At 64.3% G+C, this 17,799-nt stretch carries 10 protein-coding genes, 1 other RNA gene and 1 pseudogene; 6 read left to right on the plus strand and 6 right to left on the minus strand.

Going from position 1 to position 17,799, the window contains the following annotated elements; genetic code table 11:
* Positions 1-95 precede the first annotated feature (95 nt).
* A complete protein-coding gene (locus ABQZ00_RS07235) occupies positions 96-5,105 on the plus strand; it encodes an NAD-glutamate dehydrogenase (RefSeq protein WP_323537223.1) in 5,010 nt (1,669 codons plus the stop codon).
* A gap of 248 nt (positions 5,106-5,353) precedes the next feature.
* Here the strand turns inward: ABQZ00_RS07235 and ABQZ00_RS07240 are convergent, their stop codons facing one another.
* Positions 5,354-6,142, minus strand: coding sequence for an SDR family NAD(P)-dependent oxidoreductase (locus ABQZ00_RS07240; RefSeq protein ID WP_323537222.1), 789 nt, complete (start codon positions 6,140-6,142; stop codon positions 5,354-5,356).
* 293 nt (positions 6,143-6,435) lie between these two features.
* Between ABQZ00_RS07240 and ABQZ00_RS07245 the strand changes: the two genes are divergently transcribed.
* The gene (locus ABQZ00_RS07245; protein ID WP_115553979.1) at positions 6,436-7,011 is read left to right on the plus strand and encodes a TetR/AcrR family transcriptional regulator; all 576 of its coding nucleotides are present in this window, start codon (positions 6,436-6,438) and stop codon (positions 7,009-7,011) included.
* A 65-nt stretch (positions 7,012-7,076) separates the two neighbouring features.
* Here ABQZ00_RS07245 and ABQZ00_RS07250 read toward each other — a convergent pair.
* Positions 7,077-7,172, minus strand: a non-coding RNA gene (locus tag ABQZ00_RS07250) — sX9 sRNA.
* A gap of 446 nt (positions 7,173-7,618) precedes the next feature.
* Here ABQZ00_RS07250 and acuI point away from each other — a divergent pair.
* The 4 genes from acuI to ABQZ00_RS07270 all read left to right on the plus strand — a co-directional run bounded on the left by acuI (position 7,619) and on the right by ABQZ00_RS07270 (position 10,183).
* Positions 7,619-8,605 carry an acrylyl-CoA reductase (NADPH) gene (gene acuI, locus ABQZ00_RS07255; protein ID WP_323537221.1) on the plus strand — a complete coding sequence of 329 codons (987 nt, stop codon included), beginning with the start codon at positions 7,619-7,621 and terminating at the stop codon, positions 8,603-8,605.
* Positions 8,602-9,024, plus strand: coding sequence for a hypothetical protein (locus ABQZ00_RS07260; RefSeq protein WP_323537220.1), 423 nt, complete (start codon positions 8,602-8,604; stop codon positions 9,022-9,024). The genes acuI and ABQZ00_RS07260 overlap by 4 nt, the downstream gene beginning before the upstream one ends.
* Positions 9,025-9,191: 167 nt before the next feature.
* Positions 9,192-9,419: a hypothetical protein gene (locus ABQZ00_RS07265; protein ID WP_153066566.1), complete on the plus strand. Its 228-nt coding sequence runs from the start codon at positions 9,192-9,194 to the stop codon at positions 9,417-9,419.
* Entirely contained in the window at positions 9,416-10,183 is a 768-nt protein-coding gene (locus ABQZ00_RS07270) for a hypothetical protein (RefSeq protein ID WP_323537219.1), read from the plus strand. Before ABQZ00_RS07265 ends, ABQZ00_RS07270 begins: the two co-directional genes overlap by 4 nt.
* Positions 10,184-10,218: 35 nt before the next feature.
* On the opposite strand, the pseudogene ABQZ00_RS07275 reads toward ABQZ00_RS07270, so the two are convergent.
* The 4 genes and pseudogenes from ABQZ00_RS07275 to ABQZ00_RS07290 all read right to left on the minus strand — a co-directional run.
* Positions 10,219-10,563, minus strand: a pseudogene (locus tag ABQZ00_RS07275) (transposase); the annotation flags it as partial.
* Positions 10,564-10,591: 28 nt separating this feature from the next.
* The gene (locus ABQZ00_RS07280; RefSeq protein WP_323520048.1) at positions 10,592-12,028 is read right to left on the minus strand and encodes a DHA2 family efflux MFS transporter permease subunit; all 1,437 of its coding nucleotides are present in this window, start codon (positions 12,026-12,028) and stop codon (positions 10,592-10,594) included.
* 603 nt (positions 12,029-12,631) lie between these two features.
* Positions 12,632-13,624 (minus strand): HD-GYP domain-containing protein, encoded by a 993-nt coding sequence (locus tag ABQZ00_RS07285; protein WP_323537218.1) that lies wholly within the window; start codon positions 13,622-13,624, stop codon positions 12,632-12,634.
* Between the two features lie 34 nt (positions 13,625-13,658).
* Positions 13,659-17,753, minus strand: coding sequence for a CHASE domain-containing protein (locus ABQZ00_RS07290; protein ID WP_323537217.1), 4,095 nt, complete (start codon positions 17,751-17,753; stop codon positions 13,659-13,661).
* Positions 17,754-17,799 lie beyond the last annotated feature (46 nt).

Raw genomic sequence — 17,799 nt, forward strand, 5'->3', positions numbered from 1 at the left:
GCCTGCTACGTGCCGCGCATTTGCGCTATGCAGCAAGGCGTTGTCACGGCGCATCGGTACAATTCAGGTTTTCCACCGAGCATCCCAGCTCTCTCATGACAGCCAAGAAAGCCGCTTCGAAATCGTCCACGACGTCGGTCAAACCGGTCGCCGAACGTGCCGTCCCCGTGCTTGCCACCGAACCGCAGGCGGTCACCCTCGAGCCGGTGTTTGCCGCGTTGCGCAAGCGCTACCCGGCGGCCCGACAGTCCGAGGTCCAGTTGTTCGCGGCCGATTTCTATCGGCGCATGGAAGAGGACGAGTTCCCGAACCATCCACCCGAGCAGTGGGCGGCGTTGGCGGCCGACATGCTGGAATTTGCGCGCGTGCGCAAAGCCGGCACGGTCAATGTGCGGGTGTTCAACCCGGCCCTGAAGAGCCACGGCTACGAGTCGCCGCACACGCTGCTGCAGATCGTCAACGACGACATGCCGTTCCTGGTGGACTCGGTCAGCATGACCTTGTCGGACCTGGGCATCGGCGTGCATGTGCTCGGCCACCCGGTGCTGCGCATCGCGCGCGACAAGGCCGGCAAGCTGACCGCGGTGGGCGAGGGCAAGAGCGAATCGTTGATGGTGCTGGAGATCGACCGCCAGCCGGCCGATGAGATGGCCAAGGTGGAAGCGGCGGTGCGCAAGGTGCTGGGCGAAGTGCGCGCCATCGTGCACGACTGGGCCTCGATGCGCGAAAAGATGGTGATGCTGGCCGACGATCTGGCCACCCGCCGCCTGCCGATCGACGACATCAGCCGCCACGAAGCGCAGGAGTTCCTGCGCTGGGCTGCTGCCGACCATTTCACCTTCTTCGGCTACCGCGAGTACCGCGTGGAGAAGCAGGACGGCCAGGAGGTGTTGGCACCGGTTGAAGAAACCGGCCTGGGCCTGATGCGCGGCCACGACACCTCGCCGGCGCGCCCGGTGACCACGCTGGCGGCGCATGGCTTGAATGCGTCGTCCAAGCGCAAGGACGCGTTGATCCTGACCAAGACCAATGCACGTTCGCGCGTGCATCGCGTTGGCTACATGGATTACATCGGCATCCTGGAATTCGATGGCAAGGGTCGTATTGTCGGCGAGCAGCGCTTCCTGGGCCTGTTTACCTCCAGCGCCTACAACCGCCGTCCGTGGGAAATTCCGCTGGTGCGTCAGCGCCACGAATACGTGATGAGCAAGTCGGGGCTGACCCCGAGCAGCCATAGCGGCAAGGCGTTGCGGCATATCCTTGAGACGCTGCCGCGCGAAGAGTTGTTCCAGTCCAACGAAGAAGAGCTGTACCGCACCGCGATCGGCATCCTGGGCTTGCAGGAGCGCGTGCGTAGCCGCATGTTCCTGCGCCGCGACAAGTACAGCCGCTTCATTTCTGCACTGGTGTACATCCCGCGCGAGCGCTTCAACACCGATGTGCGGTTGCGCATCGAAGGGCTGTTGAAAGACGCGTTGCACGGCGAATACATCGATTCGTCGGTGGTGCTGGGCGAGTCGCCGCTGGCGCAGCTGCATCTGATCGTGCGGCCCAAGAGCGGCGAAGCGCTGGAGTTCAACACCACCGAACTCGAATCGCGGCTGGCGCATCTGTTGCGCAACTGGCGCGATGCCCTGCGCGAAGCGCTGGTGGCGCGTCACGGCGAGGCCAATGGCCTTCGCATGGCGGCCAACTTCGGCCGCGCGCTGCCGGCCGGCTACATCGAAGAGTCGTCGATCGAATCGGCGGTCTCCGATGTCGAACATCTGGCAACCCTGGATGGCCCGGACGATCTGCATCTGAGCCTGCAGGAAATCCGTCGCGACGACGGCGTGCGGCTGGATGCCGGCGAAGGCCTGCGTTTGAAGTTGTACCGTCAGCTCGACGACATCCCGTTGTCGGATGCGATGCCGATGATGGAAAACATGGGCCTGCGCGTGATCTCCGAGCGGCCGTATCGGCTGCAGGTGGGCGAGACGCCGGTCTATATCCAGGATTTCGAAGTCGAATCGACCGCGGGCAAGATCGACGCCGCCCATGCCGATGCCGGCTTCGGCGAAGCCTTCGAACGTATCTGGAATGGCGATGCCGAAAACGACGGCTTCAACCGTCTGATCCTGGCCGCCGGTCTGCACTGGCGCCAGGTCGCGTTGCTGCGTGGTTACTGCAAGTATCTGCTGCAGACCGCGGTGCCGTTCTCGCAGGCTTACGTCGAAGCCACGTTTACCCGCTATCCGCTGCTGGCACGGCTGTTGGTGGAACTGTTCGAAGCGCGCTTCGACCCGTCCACCGGCAGCGAAACCAAGGCGCAGATCTTTGCCGGCCAGGAACGTCTGCGCGAAGAACTCTCCGCGCTGGCAGGTGGCGATGAGGCCACGCTCAAGGCCCTGGAACCGGTGCTCGCGGCACGCGGCGGCGACCGCGCTGCGCAGCAGGAAGCTACCCGCGCCACCTTGCTCAAGCTGATGGACCGCGTGTCCAGCCTGGACGAAGACCGCATCCTGCGCAGCTTCATCGATGTGATCGATGCCACGCTGCGCACCAACTACTACCAGACCGACAAGCACGGCAAGTACGGCCATTGCATCAGCTTCAAGCTGGATTCGGCGATCGTGCCGGACCTGCCCAAGCCGCGTCCGTATCGCGAAATCTTCGTCTACGGCCCGCGCGTGGAAGGCGTGCATCTGCGCTTTGGCGCAGTGGCGCGTGGCGGCTTGCGCTGGTCGGACCGTCGCGAGGATTTCCGCACCGAAGTGCTGGGTCTGGTCAAGGCGCAGATGGTCAAGAACACCGTCATCGTGCCGGTCGGCGCCAAGGGCGGTTTCTACGTCAAGCGCTCGCCGGTCGGTGGCGATCGTGACGCGATCCAGGCCGAAGGCATCGCCTGCTACAAACTGTTCATCCAGGGCCTGCTCGACATCACCGACAACATCGTCGGTGGCAAGATCGTGCCGCCGCCGCAGGTGGTGCGCCACGATCAGGACGACCCGTATCTGGTGGTCGCCGCCGACAAGGGCACGGCGACGTTCTCCGACATCGCCAATGGCCTGGCGCTGGATCACGGCTTCTGGCTGGGCGATGCGTTCGCCTCTGGTGGTTCGGTCGGTTACGACCACAAGGGCATGGGCATCACCGCGCGTGGCGCGTGGGAGTCGGTCAAGCGCCACTTCCGTGCGATGGGCCGCGATTGCCAGAGCCAGGACTTCAGCGTGGCCGGCATCGGCGACATGTCCGGCGACGTGTTCGGCAACGGCATGCTGCTTTCAACGCATATCCGCCTGCTGGCCGCGTTCGATCACCGGCACATCTTCCTCGACCCGTCGCCGGATGCGGCTGCCTCGTTCGCCGAACGCGAGCGCCTGTTCAAGCTGCCGCGTTCCAGCTGGGCCGATTACGACGCCAAGCTGATCAGCGCCGGCGGCGGTATTTATCCGCGCACGTTGAAGTCGATCGACATCAGCGCGCCGGTGCGTGAGGCGCTGGGGCTTGAGGCCAACGTCAAGCAGCTCTCGCCCAACGCCCTGATGAACGCCATCCTCAAGGCGCCGGTGGACCTGTTCTGGAACGGCGGTATCGGCACCTACGTCAAGGCCTCCAGCGAATCGCATGCCGATGTGGGCGATCGCGCCAACAACGGCCTGCGCGTCAACGGCGGCGAGCTGCGCTGCAAGGTGGTGGGCGAGGGCGGCAATCTGGGCCTGACCCAGCTGGGCCGCATCGAAGCGGCGCAGACCGGCGTGTTGCTCAACACCGACTTCATCGACAACTCGGCCGGCGTGGACACCTCCGATCACGAGGTGAACATCAAGATCCTGCTCAACGACATGGTGCAGGCCAAGAAGCTCACCTACGACGCACGCAACAAGCTGCTGGCGTCGATGACCGATGAAGTGGCCGACCTGGTGCTGTGGGACAACTATCGCCAGAACCAGGCGATCAGCCTGATGGAGCGCATGAGCGTCAAGCGCTTGGGCTCCAAGCAGCACTTCATTCGCACGCTGGAATTGCAGGGCCTGCTCGATCGCCAGATCGAATTCCTGCCGTCCGATGCCGAACTGTCGGCACGCAAGGCGCGCGGTCAAGGCTTGTCGCGGCCGGAACTGTCGGTGCTGCTGTCGTACTCCAAGCTGGTGGCGTTCCAGCAGCTGCTGGAATCGGATATTCCGGAAGACCCGTATCTGTCCAAGGAATTGCAGCGCTACTTCCCGCAGCCGCTGCAGAAGAAGTACGCCGATGCGATGGAGCGCCATCGCCTCAAGCGCGAAATCATCGCCACCGCGGTCACCAACACCACCATCAACCGCATGGGCGCCACCTTCCTGATGCGCATGCAGGAAGACACCGGCCGCAGCATCGGTGAGGTCGCCAAGGCCTATACCATCAGCCGCGAAACGCTGGACGCGCGCGCGCTGTGGACGCAGATCGATGCGCTGGACGGCAAGGTGCCCGAGTCGGTGCAGATCGATGCACTGGAAGTGATCTGGCGCCTGCAGCGCTCGTTCGTGCGCTGGCTGCTGCTGCGTCCGGGCCAGATGCCGGGCATCACCGCAGCGGTGGAGCGTTACCACGGCCCGTTCAACGATATCCGTGTGGCCTCGGGCGTGTTGTCCGACACCCAGCGACCGCTGTACGAAGCCAGCGTGCAGGAGTGGCAGGACAAGGGCCTGCCGCCGGCACTGGCACAGCAGCTGTCCGAGTTGCGCTATCTGGAGCCGGCGTTCGACATCATCGAAACCGCGCGCACCCGCAAGCTCAAGCCGGTGGAAGTGTCCAAGGTGCACTTCCGTCTGGGCGATGCGCTGCGGCTGCCGTGGTTGTTCGAGCAGATCGACGCGCTGGAGGTCAACGGCCGCTGGCATGCGGTGGCACGTGGCGTGCTGCGCGACGAACTGGCCGCGCATCAGCGTGCGCTGGTGGGTCAGGTGCTGACCATGCCCGGCAGCAGTGCCGAGGACAAGGTGGCCAACTGGATGGCACGCGACGATTCCAGCCTGCGCTTCACCCTGGCGATGTTGAGCGATGTGGCCGAGCAGAAGACGCTGGACTATCCGACCGTGTCGGTGGCCGTGCAGCGGCTTGGCCAGTTGGCGGCGCACGGGCTGTAACTAGCGTGCGCGGCATGACGGCAGAGCGATTGCTCCGCCGTCATGCCGCCTGTCATCAGTGGATGAGTGTGTGTTGCCAATGAATAACGCAGAAGGCCGCCCCAGGGCGGCCTTCTGCGTTATTGGATGCGTGCTGATGACGTAGTGAAGCTGTGCGCGCGCGTGCAGGCACAACACAACACCGCGGGCCCGCACCGATCGCCATGCGAGCCATGCGAGCCATGCGGGCAGCAATGCAGCTCAGCTCGTCAGGTCGTCGGCTGATAGCGCTCGGCAGCGGTCGCCTGCCGGATGTCCGACAGCAAACCCTGACGCGCGCCATCCAGTGCGTCCCAGCGTTCGGCCACGTGCAGCGGCGGAATGGTGACCAGTTCGCGGCGATCGAAGCCGACCAGCGCGGCGTCGACCAGTTCGTTAACGTCCATCAAGTCGCTCAGCGTGTTGATGTCGATACCGGCGCGTTCCCAGATCTCGGTGCGCGTGCCGGCCGGCAAGACGGCCTGCACATACACGCCCTTGGCGCCAAGCTCCACGTGCAAACCCTGCGACAGGAACAGCACGAAGGCCTTGGTGGCGCCATAGACGCTCATGCCGAATTCGGGCGCAAACCCCACGACCGATCCAATGTTGACGATCGCACCGCTGCCGGACTGCGCAAAGCGCGGCGCAACGGCGGCGGACAGGCGCGTCAACGCGGTGACATTGAGCGCAATCAGGCGGTCGATCGCCTCGGCGTTTTGCTGCACGATGCCGCCCGATTGCGCCATGCCGGCGTTGTTGACCAGGATGCCGATCTGCGCGTCGTCGCGCAGGCGGGTTTCCACAGTGCTCAGGTCGGTTGGCTGGGTCAGGTCGGCCTGCAGCACATCGACGCTGACGCGATGGGTGTCGCACAGGTGCGCGGCCAGGGCGTCCAGGCGTTCCTTGTCGCGTGCGACCAGCACCAGGTTGTGGCCGCGTTGGGCGAAGCGCTCGGCGTAGACAGCACCGATACCGGTGGAGGCGCCAGTGATGAGGACAGCGGGAAGTGCGGTCATGGAAATTCCTTGAGTGAGAAAGGTGGAAAGGCGCACGACGTGGCCGCAAACGGCCCAGGCGCCGGCCCGACGCCTGCACGGTGACGTGTCACCGTGACCATCGCGATGCGATTGGTTGGCGTCAGGTTGCCCAGGGCAGAGGGAGCGGGCAGCGACGCGTGGGCATTGAGGGTGCTCAGAAAGACGGCGGATGCAAAGATTACGAATAAAATCTAACGTGTCAATACTTTGATGACGCGCAACATCAAAGTATGCTGTCGCTGTCCCCATTCCCCCCACGGAGCGTCGCAACGATGAAAGTGACCAAAGCACAGGCACAGGCGAACCGGGCGCATGTCGTCGAAACCGCCTCGGTGCTGTTTCGCGAGCACGGTTATGCAGGGATCGGTATTGCCGATCTGATGGCCGCTGCAGGGTTCACCCACGGTGGTTTCTACAAGCAGTTCGGCTCCAAGGCAGATTTGATGGCCGAATCGGCAGCCTGCGGCTTGGCCAACATCGCGGCACAGTCCGAGCGCGTGGACAAGACCGATTTCGTGAACTTTTATCTGTCGCGCGGACATCGCGACAGCCCTGCCACCGGTTGCACGATGGCTGCGCTGGGCGCCGAAGCCGCGCGTCAGCCGGAGCAAGTGCGCGAAGCGTTTGCAGCCGGGGTCGAAAACCTGTTGGCCGCGCTCGACCGCAGCGGGGCCGCGCCCGGTACTGCCGAGGCAGCAGATGAGCGCGTCAACACGCTGAACATGCTGGCGCACGCCATCGGTGCCATCGTGCTGTCGCGGTCGTGTCCGAACGATTCGCCACTGGCCGACGAAGTCATTGCGGTATGTCGTGACCAGATCCTGTCGTCGTTGCAACCCTCCAACTGACCGAGAGAAGTGCAGCTGCGTCCGGCGTGGTCTAGGGATTGGCTATAGCGCCGTGTGCCAAGAAGGGCTAACAAACCATAGCGAGCAATTGTCAGGTGCGTTTGCAATTGTCAGGTGCGTTTGGATGGCGCGCTCAGAACCGGAATGTACGCGTGGTGCATGCCGTACCGAGCACCGGCCGCGCCCGCTTGGCGGTGAGCACAGGCGTTTTGTTAGCTGCTTTTAGCGAAATGTTTTAGCGAAATGCGCTTTTACTGACACGCCAGCTCACGCGTGGCCACTCCTTGCAGGAGTGCCATGTGCTTGGCGCGACGCCGCTCACCCGGCTGTACGACGAGCCGCTGAAGCGACACGCCCACCGAGCAAACGTTGCAGGCGATCAACGCCGTCCACGTCAGCCCGACTCAAGCGACTTCGTTGCCGCAGCGGGAAGCGTCTTGCGCCGCACGGTGGCACCGCATCACCGGAGATCCCGCACCGCACCGCCATCGCAGTCCCCTAGCGGCGTGATCGTCAACTGGCCGCTGCGCTGTCATTGACTGCGTCATTGACTGCAATCAGGGACGCGCTCACCCGCGGCCTCAATCCATCCCATCAGGAGAAGACAATGACCTTCAATGCATTGCTCGCCACGCAAGCCAGCGAGACGGTGACCACCGAACTCGTGCAGTTCAACGAAGACGACCTCATGCCGGGCGAGGTGACGATTGCCGTCGACTACTCGACCGTCAACTACAAGGATGCGTTGGCGGTCACCGGACGCGGCCCGATCATTCGCCGTTTTCCGCTGATTCCCGGCATCGATCTAGCCGGTGTGGTCGAAGCGTCCAGCGATCCCGGCATTGCGGTGGGAGACCGCGTGCTGGCCAATGGCTGGGGCCTGAGCCAGACCCATCATGGCGGCTATGCGCAGAAGGCGCGGGTGCCTGGCGACTGGTTGATCAAGCTTCCGGCGGCATTTTCCACCCACGATGCGATGGCGATCGGCACGGCCGGCTATACCGCCATGCTGGCGGTGATGGCGCTGGAGCACGGCGGGCTGACCCCCGAACGCGGCGACATCCTGGTCACCGGCGCAAATGGCGGCGCCGGTTCGGTGGCCATCGCCTTGCTGGCAGGGTTGGGGTATCGCGTGGTCGCCTCCACGGGCCGGCTGGAGCAGGCCGCGTATCTGCACAGCCTGGGCGCTGCCGAGGTCATCGACCGCAGCACTCTGTCCGAACCCGGTGCGCCGATCAGCAAGGAGCGCTGGGCAGGCGTGGTGGATGGGGTGGGCAGCCACACGCTGGCAAACGCGCTTGCGCAGACGCAGTATCGCGGCGTGGTGACCTCGTTTGGCATGGCGCAGGGCGTTCAATTGCCGGCCTCGGTGCTGCCCTTCATTTTGCGCAACGTCACATTGGCCGGTATCGATTCGGTCAACGCGCCGCAGGCGGTCCGCATGCAGGCGTGGTCGCGTCTGGCGCGCGATCTGGAGTTGGGCAAGCTGGCATTGACCACGACGACAGTCGGGCTGGCGGAGGTGCCGCAGATTGCCGCCCAGCTGCTGGATGGCAAGGCGCAGGGGCGTACTGTCGTGGATGTAAACGCATGAGCGCGCCCACTGCATCGCGGGCGTTCCGCTACCTGGCCACGCTGTCGGCCCTATTGTTTTTCGCGCTGGGCGCTGTCTGGTTGCTGGCGCCTGCGACCATGCTGGCCAACTGGGGCGTCGCCTTCGACAGCAACGCTTTAGGTGTGGTCGGTCGCCGCGCCGCGCCGATGTATGCGGCCATCGGCGTGATGCTGTTGCTGGTACGCGCGGTACCGCCATCGCCGGGTCGCCGCGCGGTGATTGCCGGCTTTGCCACCGCGTGCCTATCGTTGGCAGTGTTGGGCGTGTCGGAATGGGCTGCCGGGCATGTCAACGCCGGTATTTTCCCGGCGGTCGCCATCGAAATCGGGCTTCCGCTGGCCTTTCTGTTGGTAACGCGTGCCGAGGCGAGGCAGCGACGCGCTAACCGCGCGCGTTGATCGATGCATGACGGCAGCCTGTTGCGTGCCGTCATGCAACTGAAAGGCTTGGACATGCGGCAAGAGGGCCAACACACTTTCTCGGCCCGGTGCTCCACCGGAATGGTGCGCTCAATAGCCACATTGGACAGCGCCGGCAGGACCAAGGCGACGGTGACCCGCACTGTATGGGCGCTGATGGTGAAGTGCAGGGGATCCAGCAGTTCAGCGCCTTTGACAAGCCCCAGACCAGTAACGTGGACCCAACACAGGCGCAGGGCTTGTCGATGCAGCAATACGCGGAAAAGATGAAAGTGACCCTTTCATCCCATCGGGTCAGCCACGCGCTGGGAGCAGAGCGCAGCGCCGAGCAGCAACAGGGGATATGCTTCCGCCTTAATCATGATCCAGCTTGAATTACAGCCCTATGCGTATCACTGCAGCCGCCAGTTCGCTTGTCGTGTTACTGACCATGGCGCCTACCGTCTCAGTCTCTGCGGCGGAAACTGACATATTCGGCATCAAATTAGGGGCGCCATTAACGCTGCCCATTTGCCAACTCTCCTTACCCGCTCCAGCTGCCCGCCGCAGCAGCACAGGATTAGGGAGTAGGGCGTTCAACAAGCTGACGGCCCCGCCGCCGGAGCCGCTGAAGGCCACTCCACCGGCAACAGGGTTGTGCGTCGCGCCCGGCACGACAAACATGGCCGTGGGCAATACCGAGTTCGGGCCAGGCGAATACGCTTACCTGGTCTTCGCCACCGCTGAGTTCCCGGCGTGGGTCGCGCCCATCGGCATGTCGATCGGCGCGGGCGCAGGTGACGCTTTTTCTCTGGAAGGTGCGGGCGGCCTGGTTTTACTGCAGAACGGGCGTGTGATCGCCTTGCGCTTCAACACCACGGGGTTCGAGGCGCAGCCGCGCGTGATGGAGCTGCTCAAGCGCAAGTTCGGTCCGCCCGGTTCGCAGAAAGCCGTGACCTGGAACAACGATCTGGGTGGCAGCCGCGAATCGATTTCCGCGCAATGGCGCACGCCCGATTTCTTTGCGGATTATTCTTCGGTCGTGCAAACGCAGGCCATGCAAGCACAGGGGCTGTCGGGCGGTATCGGGTTCCTCAACATCGGCAATGATCTGGGCCAGCAAGTGCTTCAACCTGCTAGCAAGGAAGCGGAATTCTAGAGAACTGACGACGTTCTCGCGGTGCCTAGAGCGTGTTATGGACGTTGGAGCAGGCTGGTGGCATTCCCCAGCATCAGAATGCTGAAGACCAAGAAGTGGAGCCCTGCCAATGTTTCAGGTAAGCGCTTCTAGTCCCGGGCCAACCGCCTGAAGTGGTTGACCCAGCCGAAGCTGCGCTCGACAACCCAGCGACGTGGCAGAAGCACGAAACCTTTCTTCGCTTCCTGCAACGTCACCACATGCAGTTCGATGCTCTCTTCGAGCGCCGCAGCAGCAGCAGGATCTTTGCCCGAATGCCCTTGGTCGACAAAGGCCAGTTTCACGGGCTCGCCGTTCACATGCTGGATCTCTTGCGCCAGAGCGCCAACCTGGGCGCGCTGCACGCCCGCCGTTTAAGCAACAAGGGTTTCAGCCGCGCGAAGCGCGGTGTCCGCTCATTTCTTGCCCGGCGTTCTTGTCGAAGCGCACATGCCACCAGGTGGCGCTGAGCGAAATCAGGCTGACCACACAGAACGCCAGCGAAAAATCGCGTTGTGCCGGTTGGGTGTGATCGCCGGCCAGCATCGCCAGTTTGAGAATCATCGCGCCGGCGCAGACACCCACCGACAGCATCAGCTGCTGCAAGGTGGTGTACAGGCTACTGGCGCGGCTCATGCGCGCGCTGGGCACGTTTTCGTAGGCGATGGTGTTGTAGGCGGCGAACTGGAACGACATGAAGGCGCCGCAGCACAACAGCAGGCCGAATATCAGCGCCGGCGGCCAGTCGGGCCGGAACAGCGCGCACACCATGTAGCCCAGGCTGGCCAGTACGCCGTTGCCGATCAGGCTGTTGCGGTAGCCAAAGCGGCGCAGCAATTGCGGGGTGATGGTGCGCATCAGCAACGCACCGAGTGCGGTGGCCAGAATCAGCCGCCCGCTGTGCGCGGCGCTGAAACCGAAGCTGATCTGAAACAGCAGCGGCAACAGAAACGGCTGCGCGCCCTGGGTGATGCGCATCAGCGCACCGCCGATCACCGACAGCCGGAACGAGTCGATGCGCAGCAGGGTCAGATCCAGCAGCGGTGCCGGGTGGTGGCGCGCATGCCACAGATATCCCACCGACGCGGCCGCGCCGATGGCCAGCAACCAACTGGCCATGCCGATGCCGTCCTGCTGGCTGACCATTTCCAGGCCGAACAACAAGCAGCCCAGCGCCATGCCGCACAACACGAAGCCGCGCAGGTCGAAGCGTGCCGGTGCGGTGTCGGTGGGAATTTCCGGGATGAAACGGCGCACCAGCAAAAAGCCGGCAATGCCGATCGGCACGTTGATGTAGAAGATCCAGCGCCAATCCAGATACGACACGAAAAAGCCGCCCAGCGGCGGGCCCAGCATCGGGCCGATGAAGGCGGGCACGAGCGTCCAGGCCATCGCCGACACCAGATGGCGGCGCTCCACGGTGCGCAGCAGGATCAGGCGCCCGAGCGGGGCCATCATCGCGCCGCCGGCGCCTTGCAGTACGCGTGCGGCCACCATGGTGGGCAGGCTGTCGGCCAGCGAACACAGGATCGAGCCGCCCACGAATACCCAGATCGAAGCGCCGAACACCCGGCGCAGGCCGAAGCGGTCGGCGATGGCACCGCTGGCCGGGATCAGTACCGCCAGCGCCAGCAGATAGCTGGTCATGGCGATGCTCATGGCGGGCGCGGCAACGCCGAAGTCGCGCGCCAGCGTCGGCAGTGCGGTCGCCAGCACCGTGGCGTCCATCTGCTCCATGAAGATGGCACACGCCAGGATCAACGAAATGATGCGGTAGTCGGGATAACGCGGCGGCGTGACGCCGGCCTCGGACACGCTGGAAGACATCGGACTCTCGGTTGCCGGGCCGTGTCCACGACGCCTGGAGGCGCCGGATCGGCCCGCGTCGCACGGTGTTGTGCGGCGCAGCATGGGCATTGTCCGCCTGCGTGGCGCACGGTTCAAGCGCGTGGCGGCAACGCTGCGTGCGGTCGGGAGTGTGGCCGGCGTTGGCTGTGTTGGGGTGCGAGCTGCTGCGGGGGCAGGGCGCGTGCGGTCGTCTTTAGTGGATGGAGGAGGCGCGCCGGAGCGCTGCTTCCTGTAGCGCAGATTGGCCGCGTTCTCGGTCGGAAAGGACGCACCAATGTTCGAGCCGGTCGTGTGGTGGCGCGCGGGATAGCAACGGCACTGCGTGGAGGCGATGTCTGATGGGTGTGGTGGTGATGCCTGCGTCGTACCCTCATCCGGCGCTTTGCGCCACCTTCTCCCGGTGGGAGAAGGGAGGTGATATGCATGCCGACCGTGCTGCGATGGCGAGCACCGATCACCAATCATCAAGTAACAAGCACTAAGTAACAAGCACCAAGCAACAAGCAACAAGCAACAAGCAACAAGCAACAAGCAACAAGCAACAAGCACTGTGCAGCCGGGAGCGCTTCCTAAAGTGTGGGATCAGCGCTGTGCGGTCGGGCTGTCCCAGGCCTCCTTGACCAGCAGGATCCTCGCCAGGGACTCGCGGAAATGCTGAACCAGACGCGGTTCCAATTGCTTGCCCGACATGCTTTCCAACTTGCGCATCGCGTCTTCCACCGTCCACGGCGCCTTGTAGGCGCGCCGTCCGCACAGCGCGTCGAATACATCGGCTACTGCGACGATGCGTGCCGATTCCGGAATGGCCTCGCCGGCCAGGCCGGTGGGATAGCCGCTGCCATCCCAGCATTCGTGGTGATGCAGTGCGATTTCGGCGGCCATCTGGAACACCGGTCCGCGGCCGTGTCGTAGCAGGTCGTGTCCGGCCTGCGGGTGCTGCCGCACCACCGAGCGCTCGTGCTCGTCCAGCGTGTCGGGCTTGTGCAGGATGCTGCCGGGCACGGCGATCTTGCCGGCGTCGTGCAGTGGTGCGGCATCCTGCAGCATCTGCGCCTGCTGCGGCGACCAGCCGGCGGTTTCGGCCAGCACCCGGGCATACACCGCCATGCGCCAGATATGCGCGCCGGTGTCCGCGTCCTGGGCTTGGCCAGCGGTGCCCAGCAGATGGATCGCATCGCGGTATTGCTGCGCCAGGCGCGCGCTTTCGGCCAGCCTGAGCTGGGTGTTGATGCGCACCTTGAGCAAGGCCGGCGAGTACGGTTTGCTGACGTAATCGGCCGCGCCCGCTTCCAGCCCGGCGCGCTCGTCGTGCTCGCTGTTACGCGAGGTCACGAACAGGATCGGGATGGCATTGCTGGAGGGTTGCTGCTTGAGCGTGCGCGCCACCGCATAGCCATCCATGTCGGGGAGTTCGACATCCAGCAGGATCAACGCAGGCGCGTGGCGCGCCACCGCATCTAGCGCCTCGCCCCCGGTTTTGGCGAACACCAGCGCAAAGTCGTCACGCAACAGCTGGCGCAGGGTCGCCAGGTTGCTGGACTCGTCGTCGACACACAGCAGGGGACGGGACGGCATGGGTGATCCTTGCAGACGGCACGGGAGATCGCCGTCAGCGTGGGTGGGTGGCTTGCCAGTCGTGCAGGGTGGCCTGCGCGCGGCGGAAATCGAAGTCCTCCACGGCGCGTTGCAGTTCTTCCTGCAACGCAGGCGGCAGGTGCGGTGCGCAGATCAACAGCGCGTGGTCGATCTTGTCGGCGTCGTCGGTGGAAAGAGCCACCTCCAGGATCTGCAGGCTGCCGGCGTCCAGCGCGACTGCGTCGTCTTTGGCTGCCGCAGTGGTTTCGTCGTCTTGCAAAAAGACGCCAATCGCCTCGGCGGTGCGCTGCATCACATCCTTGAGCGCAATCAACGAGGCGGTGATGTCTTGACCATCTTCGATACGCGTTTCCAGATCGCTTGCAGCACCGGCCAGTGCCGGCAGCGCCAGCGAGCCCGCCGCACCACGCAACTTGTGCGCCATTGCGCCGATGGCAGGCAGTTCGTTGCGGCGCAGGTGTTCGGCCGCGACTTCGGCCGGGTCCGGATTGTCGCGCAGCAGCTTGCTCAGATAACGCGCGTAAGGCTCGCGGTCGCGCCACAGGCTGCGCGCGCGCGCGGCGTCCAGTAGCTCGGGATCGTCGTGCTGCCACTCGGGGCCGGCCGCCAGTTCGGTTTCGTGCGGCAGCGATGGAATGCGCTTCATCCCGGGATGCATGAAGTGACGAATGGCGGTGACTAGTTCCTCGACATTGAAGGGCTTTGCGATAAAACCGTTCATGCCCGCTTCCAGCGCTTTTTCCTGTTGCGGGCGGAATGCGCCAGCGGTCAGCGCGATCACCGGCAGGCTGGCCAGGGCAGGGATCTGCCGCAGCCGGCGGGTGGCTTCGTAGCCGTCCACCACCGGCATCTGCACATCCATCAACACCAGATGGAACAGATCCGGCGCGCGCTTGAGGGTGTTGACCGCCTGCTCGCCATCGTGGGCGACGGTGACCATGGCGCCTTCGCCCTCAAGAATGCGCTGCGCCACCTCGCAGTTGATCTCGCTGTCGTCGACCAGCAACAGGTGCGTGCCTTCCAGCCGCCGTGCCACGAAGGTGGGCGTGACCGGACGCGCACCCGGGCGCTGGTCGACCAGCTGTTCCACCAGACGATGCAATGCCGCGCTGGTCACCGGCTTGGTCATTACCGCGTCCAGATCCTGTTGCTCGGGATGCTGTTCCAGCAGACGTCGCTCGTAGGCGGTGACCATGACGATCACCGGATGCGGACCAGGGGCGGCACGTGCGCGGATTTCGCGCGCGATCGCCACGCCATCGATGTCGGGCATGCGCCAGTCGAGCAGGAAGATGTCGTAGGGCTCGCTGGCCTGTTCGATCGCCTGCAGCGCGGCCCGGCCGCTGGCCACTGCATCCACGCGCCAGCCCAGGTCGGTGGTGATCCGCACCAGATTGCTGAGCGCGGCATCGTGGTCGTCGGCGATCAGCACGCGCGGCATCGCTTCCGGCGGTAGCGCCGGCAGGTCCTGCTGCGCCTTGGGTGGCGCGGCCTTCTCCAGGGTCACCACGAAATAGAACTCGCTGCCGCGGCCGGGCACGCTTTCCACTTCCAGCTCGCCGCCCATCAGTTCGATCAGCCGTCGGCTGATGGTCAGGCCCAGACCGCTGCCGCCATAGCGTCGGCTGGTCGAGGTGTCGGCCTGCAGAAACGGCGAGAAGATCAGGCTCTGCTTTTCCTTGGAAATGCCGATGCCGGTGTCGCGCACGGAGAACAGCAGCTTGACCTTGTTGGGATCGCCGCTGGGGAAGCGCCGCACCGACAGCACCACTTCGCCCTGCTCGGTGAACTTGATCGCGTTGCCGACCAGATTGACCAGCACCTGGTTGATGCGCAGCGCATCGCCCAGTAGCCAACGGCTGTCGCGCGGCAACGGCTCGACGATCATCTCCACCGGTTTGGCGCTGAGCGAGGAGCGCATCAGGTCGGCGATGTTGTCGAACAATTGATTGAGATCGAACGGTGCGCGTTCCAGATCGATGCGTCCGGCCTCGATCTTGGAAAAGTCCAGAATGTCGTTGATGATTTCCAGCAAGGTGCGTGCGGAGCGGTCGATCTTGGTGACCATGTCCTGCGCCGCGCCAGGGAGCTCGCTGCGCTGAAGCAGATACAACATGCCCAGGATGGCGTTCATCGGGGTGCGGATTTCGTGGCTCATGTTGGCCAGGAAATCGGACTTGGACTGATTGGCGCTCTTGGCGGCATCCATTGCCAGACGCAGCTGTTTTTCGTGCAGTTTTTGCTCGGTGAGATCCACCGCAACGCCGAGGTAACCGATCACCTGATCGTTGTCGTCGCGCAGGGTGCTCAGGGTCAGCAACACCGGCAGGCGGCGACCGTCGTGACCGACATAGGTCCATTCGCTGGTGTCGCTGCGGCCCAGGCTGGTGAGCGCGGCCACCGCTTCCAGCGTGTGCGCCACCGGCACCCCGGTCTGCTCGGACAGCAGGTGCGCGCGCTCCTGCAGTTCTTCCGGTTCGACGAACTGGCTGGCCTTGCGCCGGCCGATCACATCCTCTGCGTTATAGCCGAGCAGCTTTTCTGCGGCGCGATTGAACAGCGTGATAAAGCCGCTGGAATCGGTGGCGATGATGGCGTACCCGGCATGCGCCAGAATCGCGCGCTGCAAGACCGAGAACTTCACCAGCTCGCTGGTGCGCTCGGCTACCTGATGTTCGAGTGAGGCGTTGAGGTCGAGAATGCGTTGATGCGACCGCACCCGCTCGGAGATATCGCGGAAAAAGTGCGAGTGCCCGCTGAGCGTGCCATCCGGTTCGATGATGGGCGCCTTGCTCGCCAGCACATGCACCTGATGACCATCGCGGTGGCGCATGCTCTGTGCGGCCGAGGCATTGGTCGGGTACGCTTCATCGGCGTGCTCGATCTGCGGCATCGCATACGGTTGCGGCGACAGCAGCAGCGTCAGGTCTTGATCGATCGCGTCCTCTGCGGTGTAACCGAACATCGCTTCTGCGGCCGGGTTCCAGTGGGTGATGCGGCCATCCGGAGTTTCGGCCACGATGGCCTCGCTGGAATGGCTTACCAGTGCGGCCAGTTCCATCTGCTTGCGCAACACCTCTTCGCGGCGCAGCCCGTTGCTGAAGTACAGCCACAGCAGTGCGGCAAACAGGGCGGACGTTGCCAAGACCAGGCCACCCACCACCCATGGCGAGGTCTGATTGAGCGAGGCCACAAAGCTGGCCGTGGGGTGGGCGGTGATGATCCAGGTGCGCCCGTAGATGGGCAACAGCTGCACCACCGGCCGCCAGCGCGCGCTGTCGCCGGCTGGGGTGCCGCTGCGGTAGAAATTATGGGTCGGCTCGTTGCGATCGGACAGATCCAGCGCCACATCGTCGCGTTCGCCCAGTGCGCTTTTCACCATCTGCTCGACGCTGAAAGGCGCGTACACCCAGCCGTTGGTGGCGGCCATGCGTTGCTGTGGCGTTTGCAGCGGCATGCCCTCGCGATACACCGGCAGCAAGACCAGAAAGCCACTCTCGGTGGGCACGCGATAGCCCGACAGCGAGACCGGCGAGGTCATGATCGGCTCGCCGCTGCGTGCGGCCTGCAAGGCGGCGGCGCGGCGGCGCGGTTCGGACGCGATATCCAGACCGATGGGGCGATTGCCCGACGACTCCGGTTCGAAGTACAGCACGATGTAACGTTCGCCATCCCACGGCGCCAGCAAGCGGCGGTGGATATCCGGTGCTCCGTCGGCGCGCGCGGTCTGCAAGAACGCGTCCTCGTCGGCAGGCGCGACCCGATGGATGTAGCCGTAGCCCAGCACGCCGGGAAACTCGCGCGCGTAATCGCGCGAGCGGCTGTACAGGGTGAAGCGATCTCGACTGATGACCTCGCTTCCCGAACCGATCACCGCACCGCGCGCGCCGCGCAAGCCGTGCTCGAAGGTGTACATGCGTTCGCTGATATTGCGGGCGAGGGTGCGCACGACATACTGAAAGCGCTGCTCGCGCTCGAGCTCGTTATGCCGCTGCAGCCAGACCCCAGTGACGATGGCGGCGATCAAACCTGCGGTAAGGATCAGCAGTGCGCTGATAAAGGCGCGGCGCCCGTATTTCCTGCGCAGATCCCAGCGGCCATTCGGCATTTTCGTTCCTTCGCCTTGCCTGTTGTGTGCCCAGTGTCCTGGCCGA

The organism is Xanthomonas sp. WHRI 10204, assembly GCF_040202875.1.
GTDB lineage: Bacteria > Pseudomonadota > Gammaproteobacteria > Xanthomonadales > Xanthomonadaceae > Xanthomonas.

Excerpts from the sequence above, each read along its gene's own strand:
- ABQZ00_RS07245 (WP_115553979.1), top strand. The coding sequence starts at position 6,436 with ATGAAAGTGACCAAAGCACAGGCACAGGCGAACCGGGCGCATGTCGTC.
- ABQZ00_RS07280 (WP_323520048.1), bottom strand. The coding sequence starts at position 12,028 with ATGTCTTCCAGCGTGTCCGAGGCCGGCGTCACGCCGCCGCGTTATCCC.
- acuI (WP_323537221.1), top strand. The coding sequence starts at position 7,619 with ATGACCTTCAATGCATTGCTCGCCACGCAAGCCAGCGAGACGGTGACC.
- ABQZ00_RS07290 (WP_323537217.1), bottom strand. The coding sequence starts at position 17,753 with ATGCCGAATGGCCGCTGGGATCTGCGCAGGAAATACGGGCGCCGCGCC.
- ABQZ00_RS07285 (WP_323537218.1), bottom strand. The coding sequence starts at position 13,624 with ATGCCGTCCCGTCCCCTGCTGTGTGTCGACGACGAGTCCAGCAACCTG.
- ABQZ00_RS07235 (WP_323537223.1), top strand. The coding sequence starts at position 96 with ATGACAGCCAAGAAAGCCGCTTCGAAATCGTCCACGACGTCGGTCAAA.
- ABQZ00_RS07265 (WP_153066566.1), top strand. The coding sequence starts at position 9,192 with ATGGGCGCTGATGGTGAAGTGCAGGGGATCCAGCAGTTCAGCGCCTTT.
- ABQZ00_RS07260 (WP_323537220.1), top strand. The coding sequence starts at position 8,602 with ATGAGCGCGCCCACTGCATCGCGGGCGTTCCGCTACCTGGCCACGCTG.
- ABQZ00_RS07240 (WP_323537222.1), bottom strand. The coding sequence starts at position 6,142 with ATGACCGCACTTCCCGCTGTCCTCATCACTGGCGCCTCCACCGGTATC.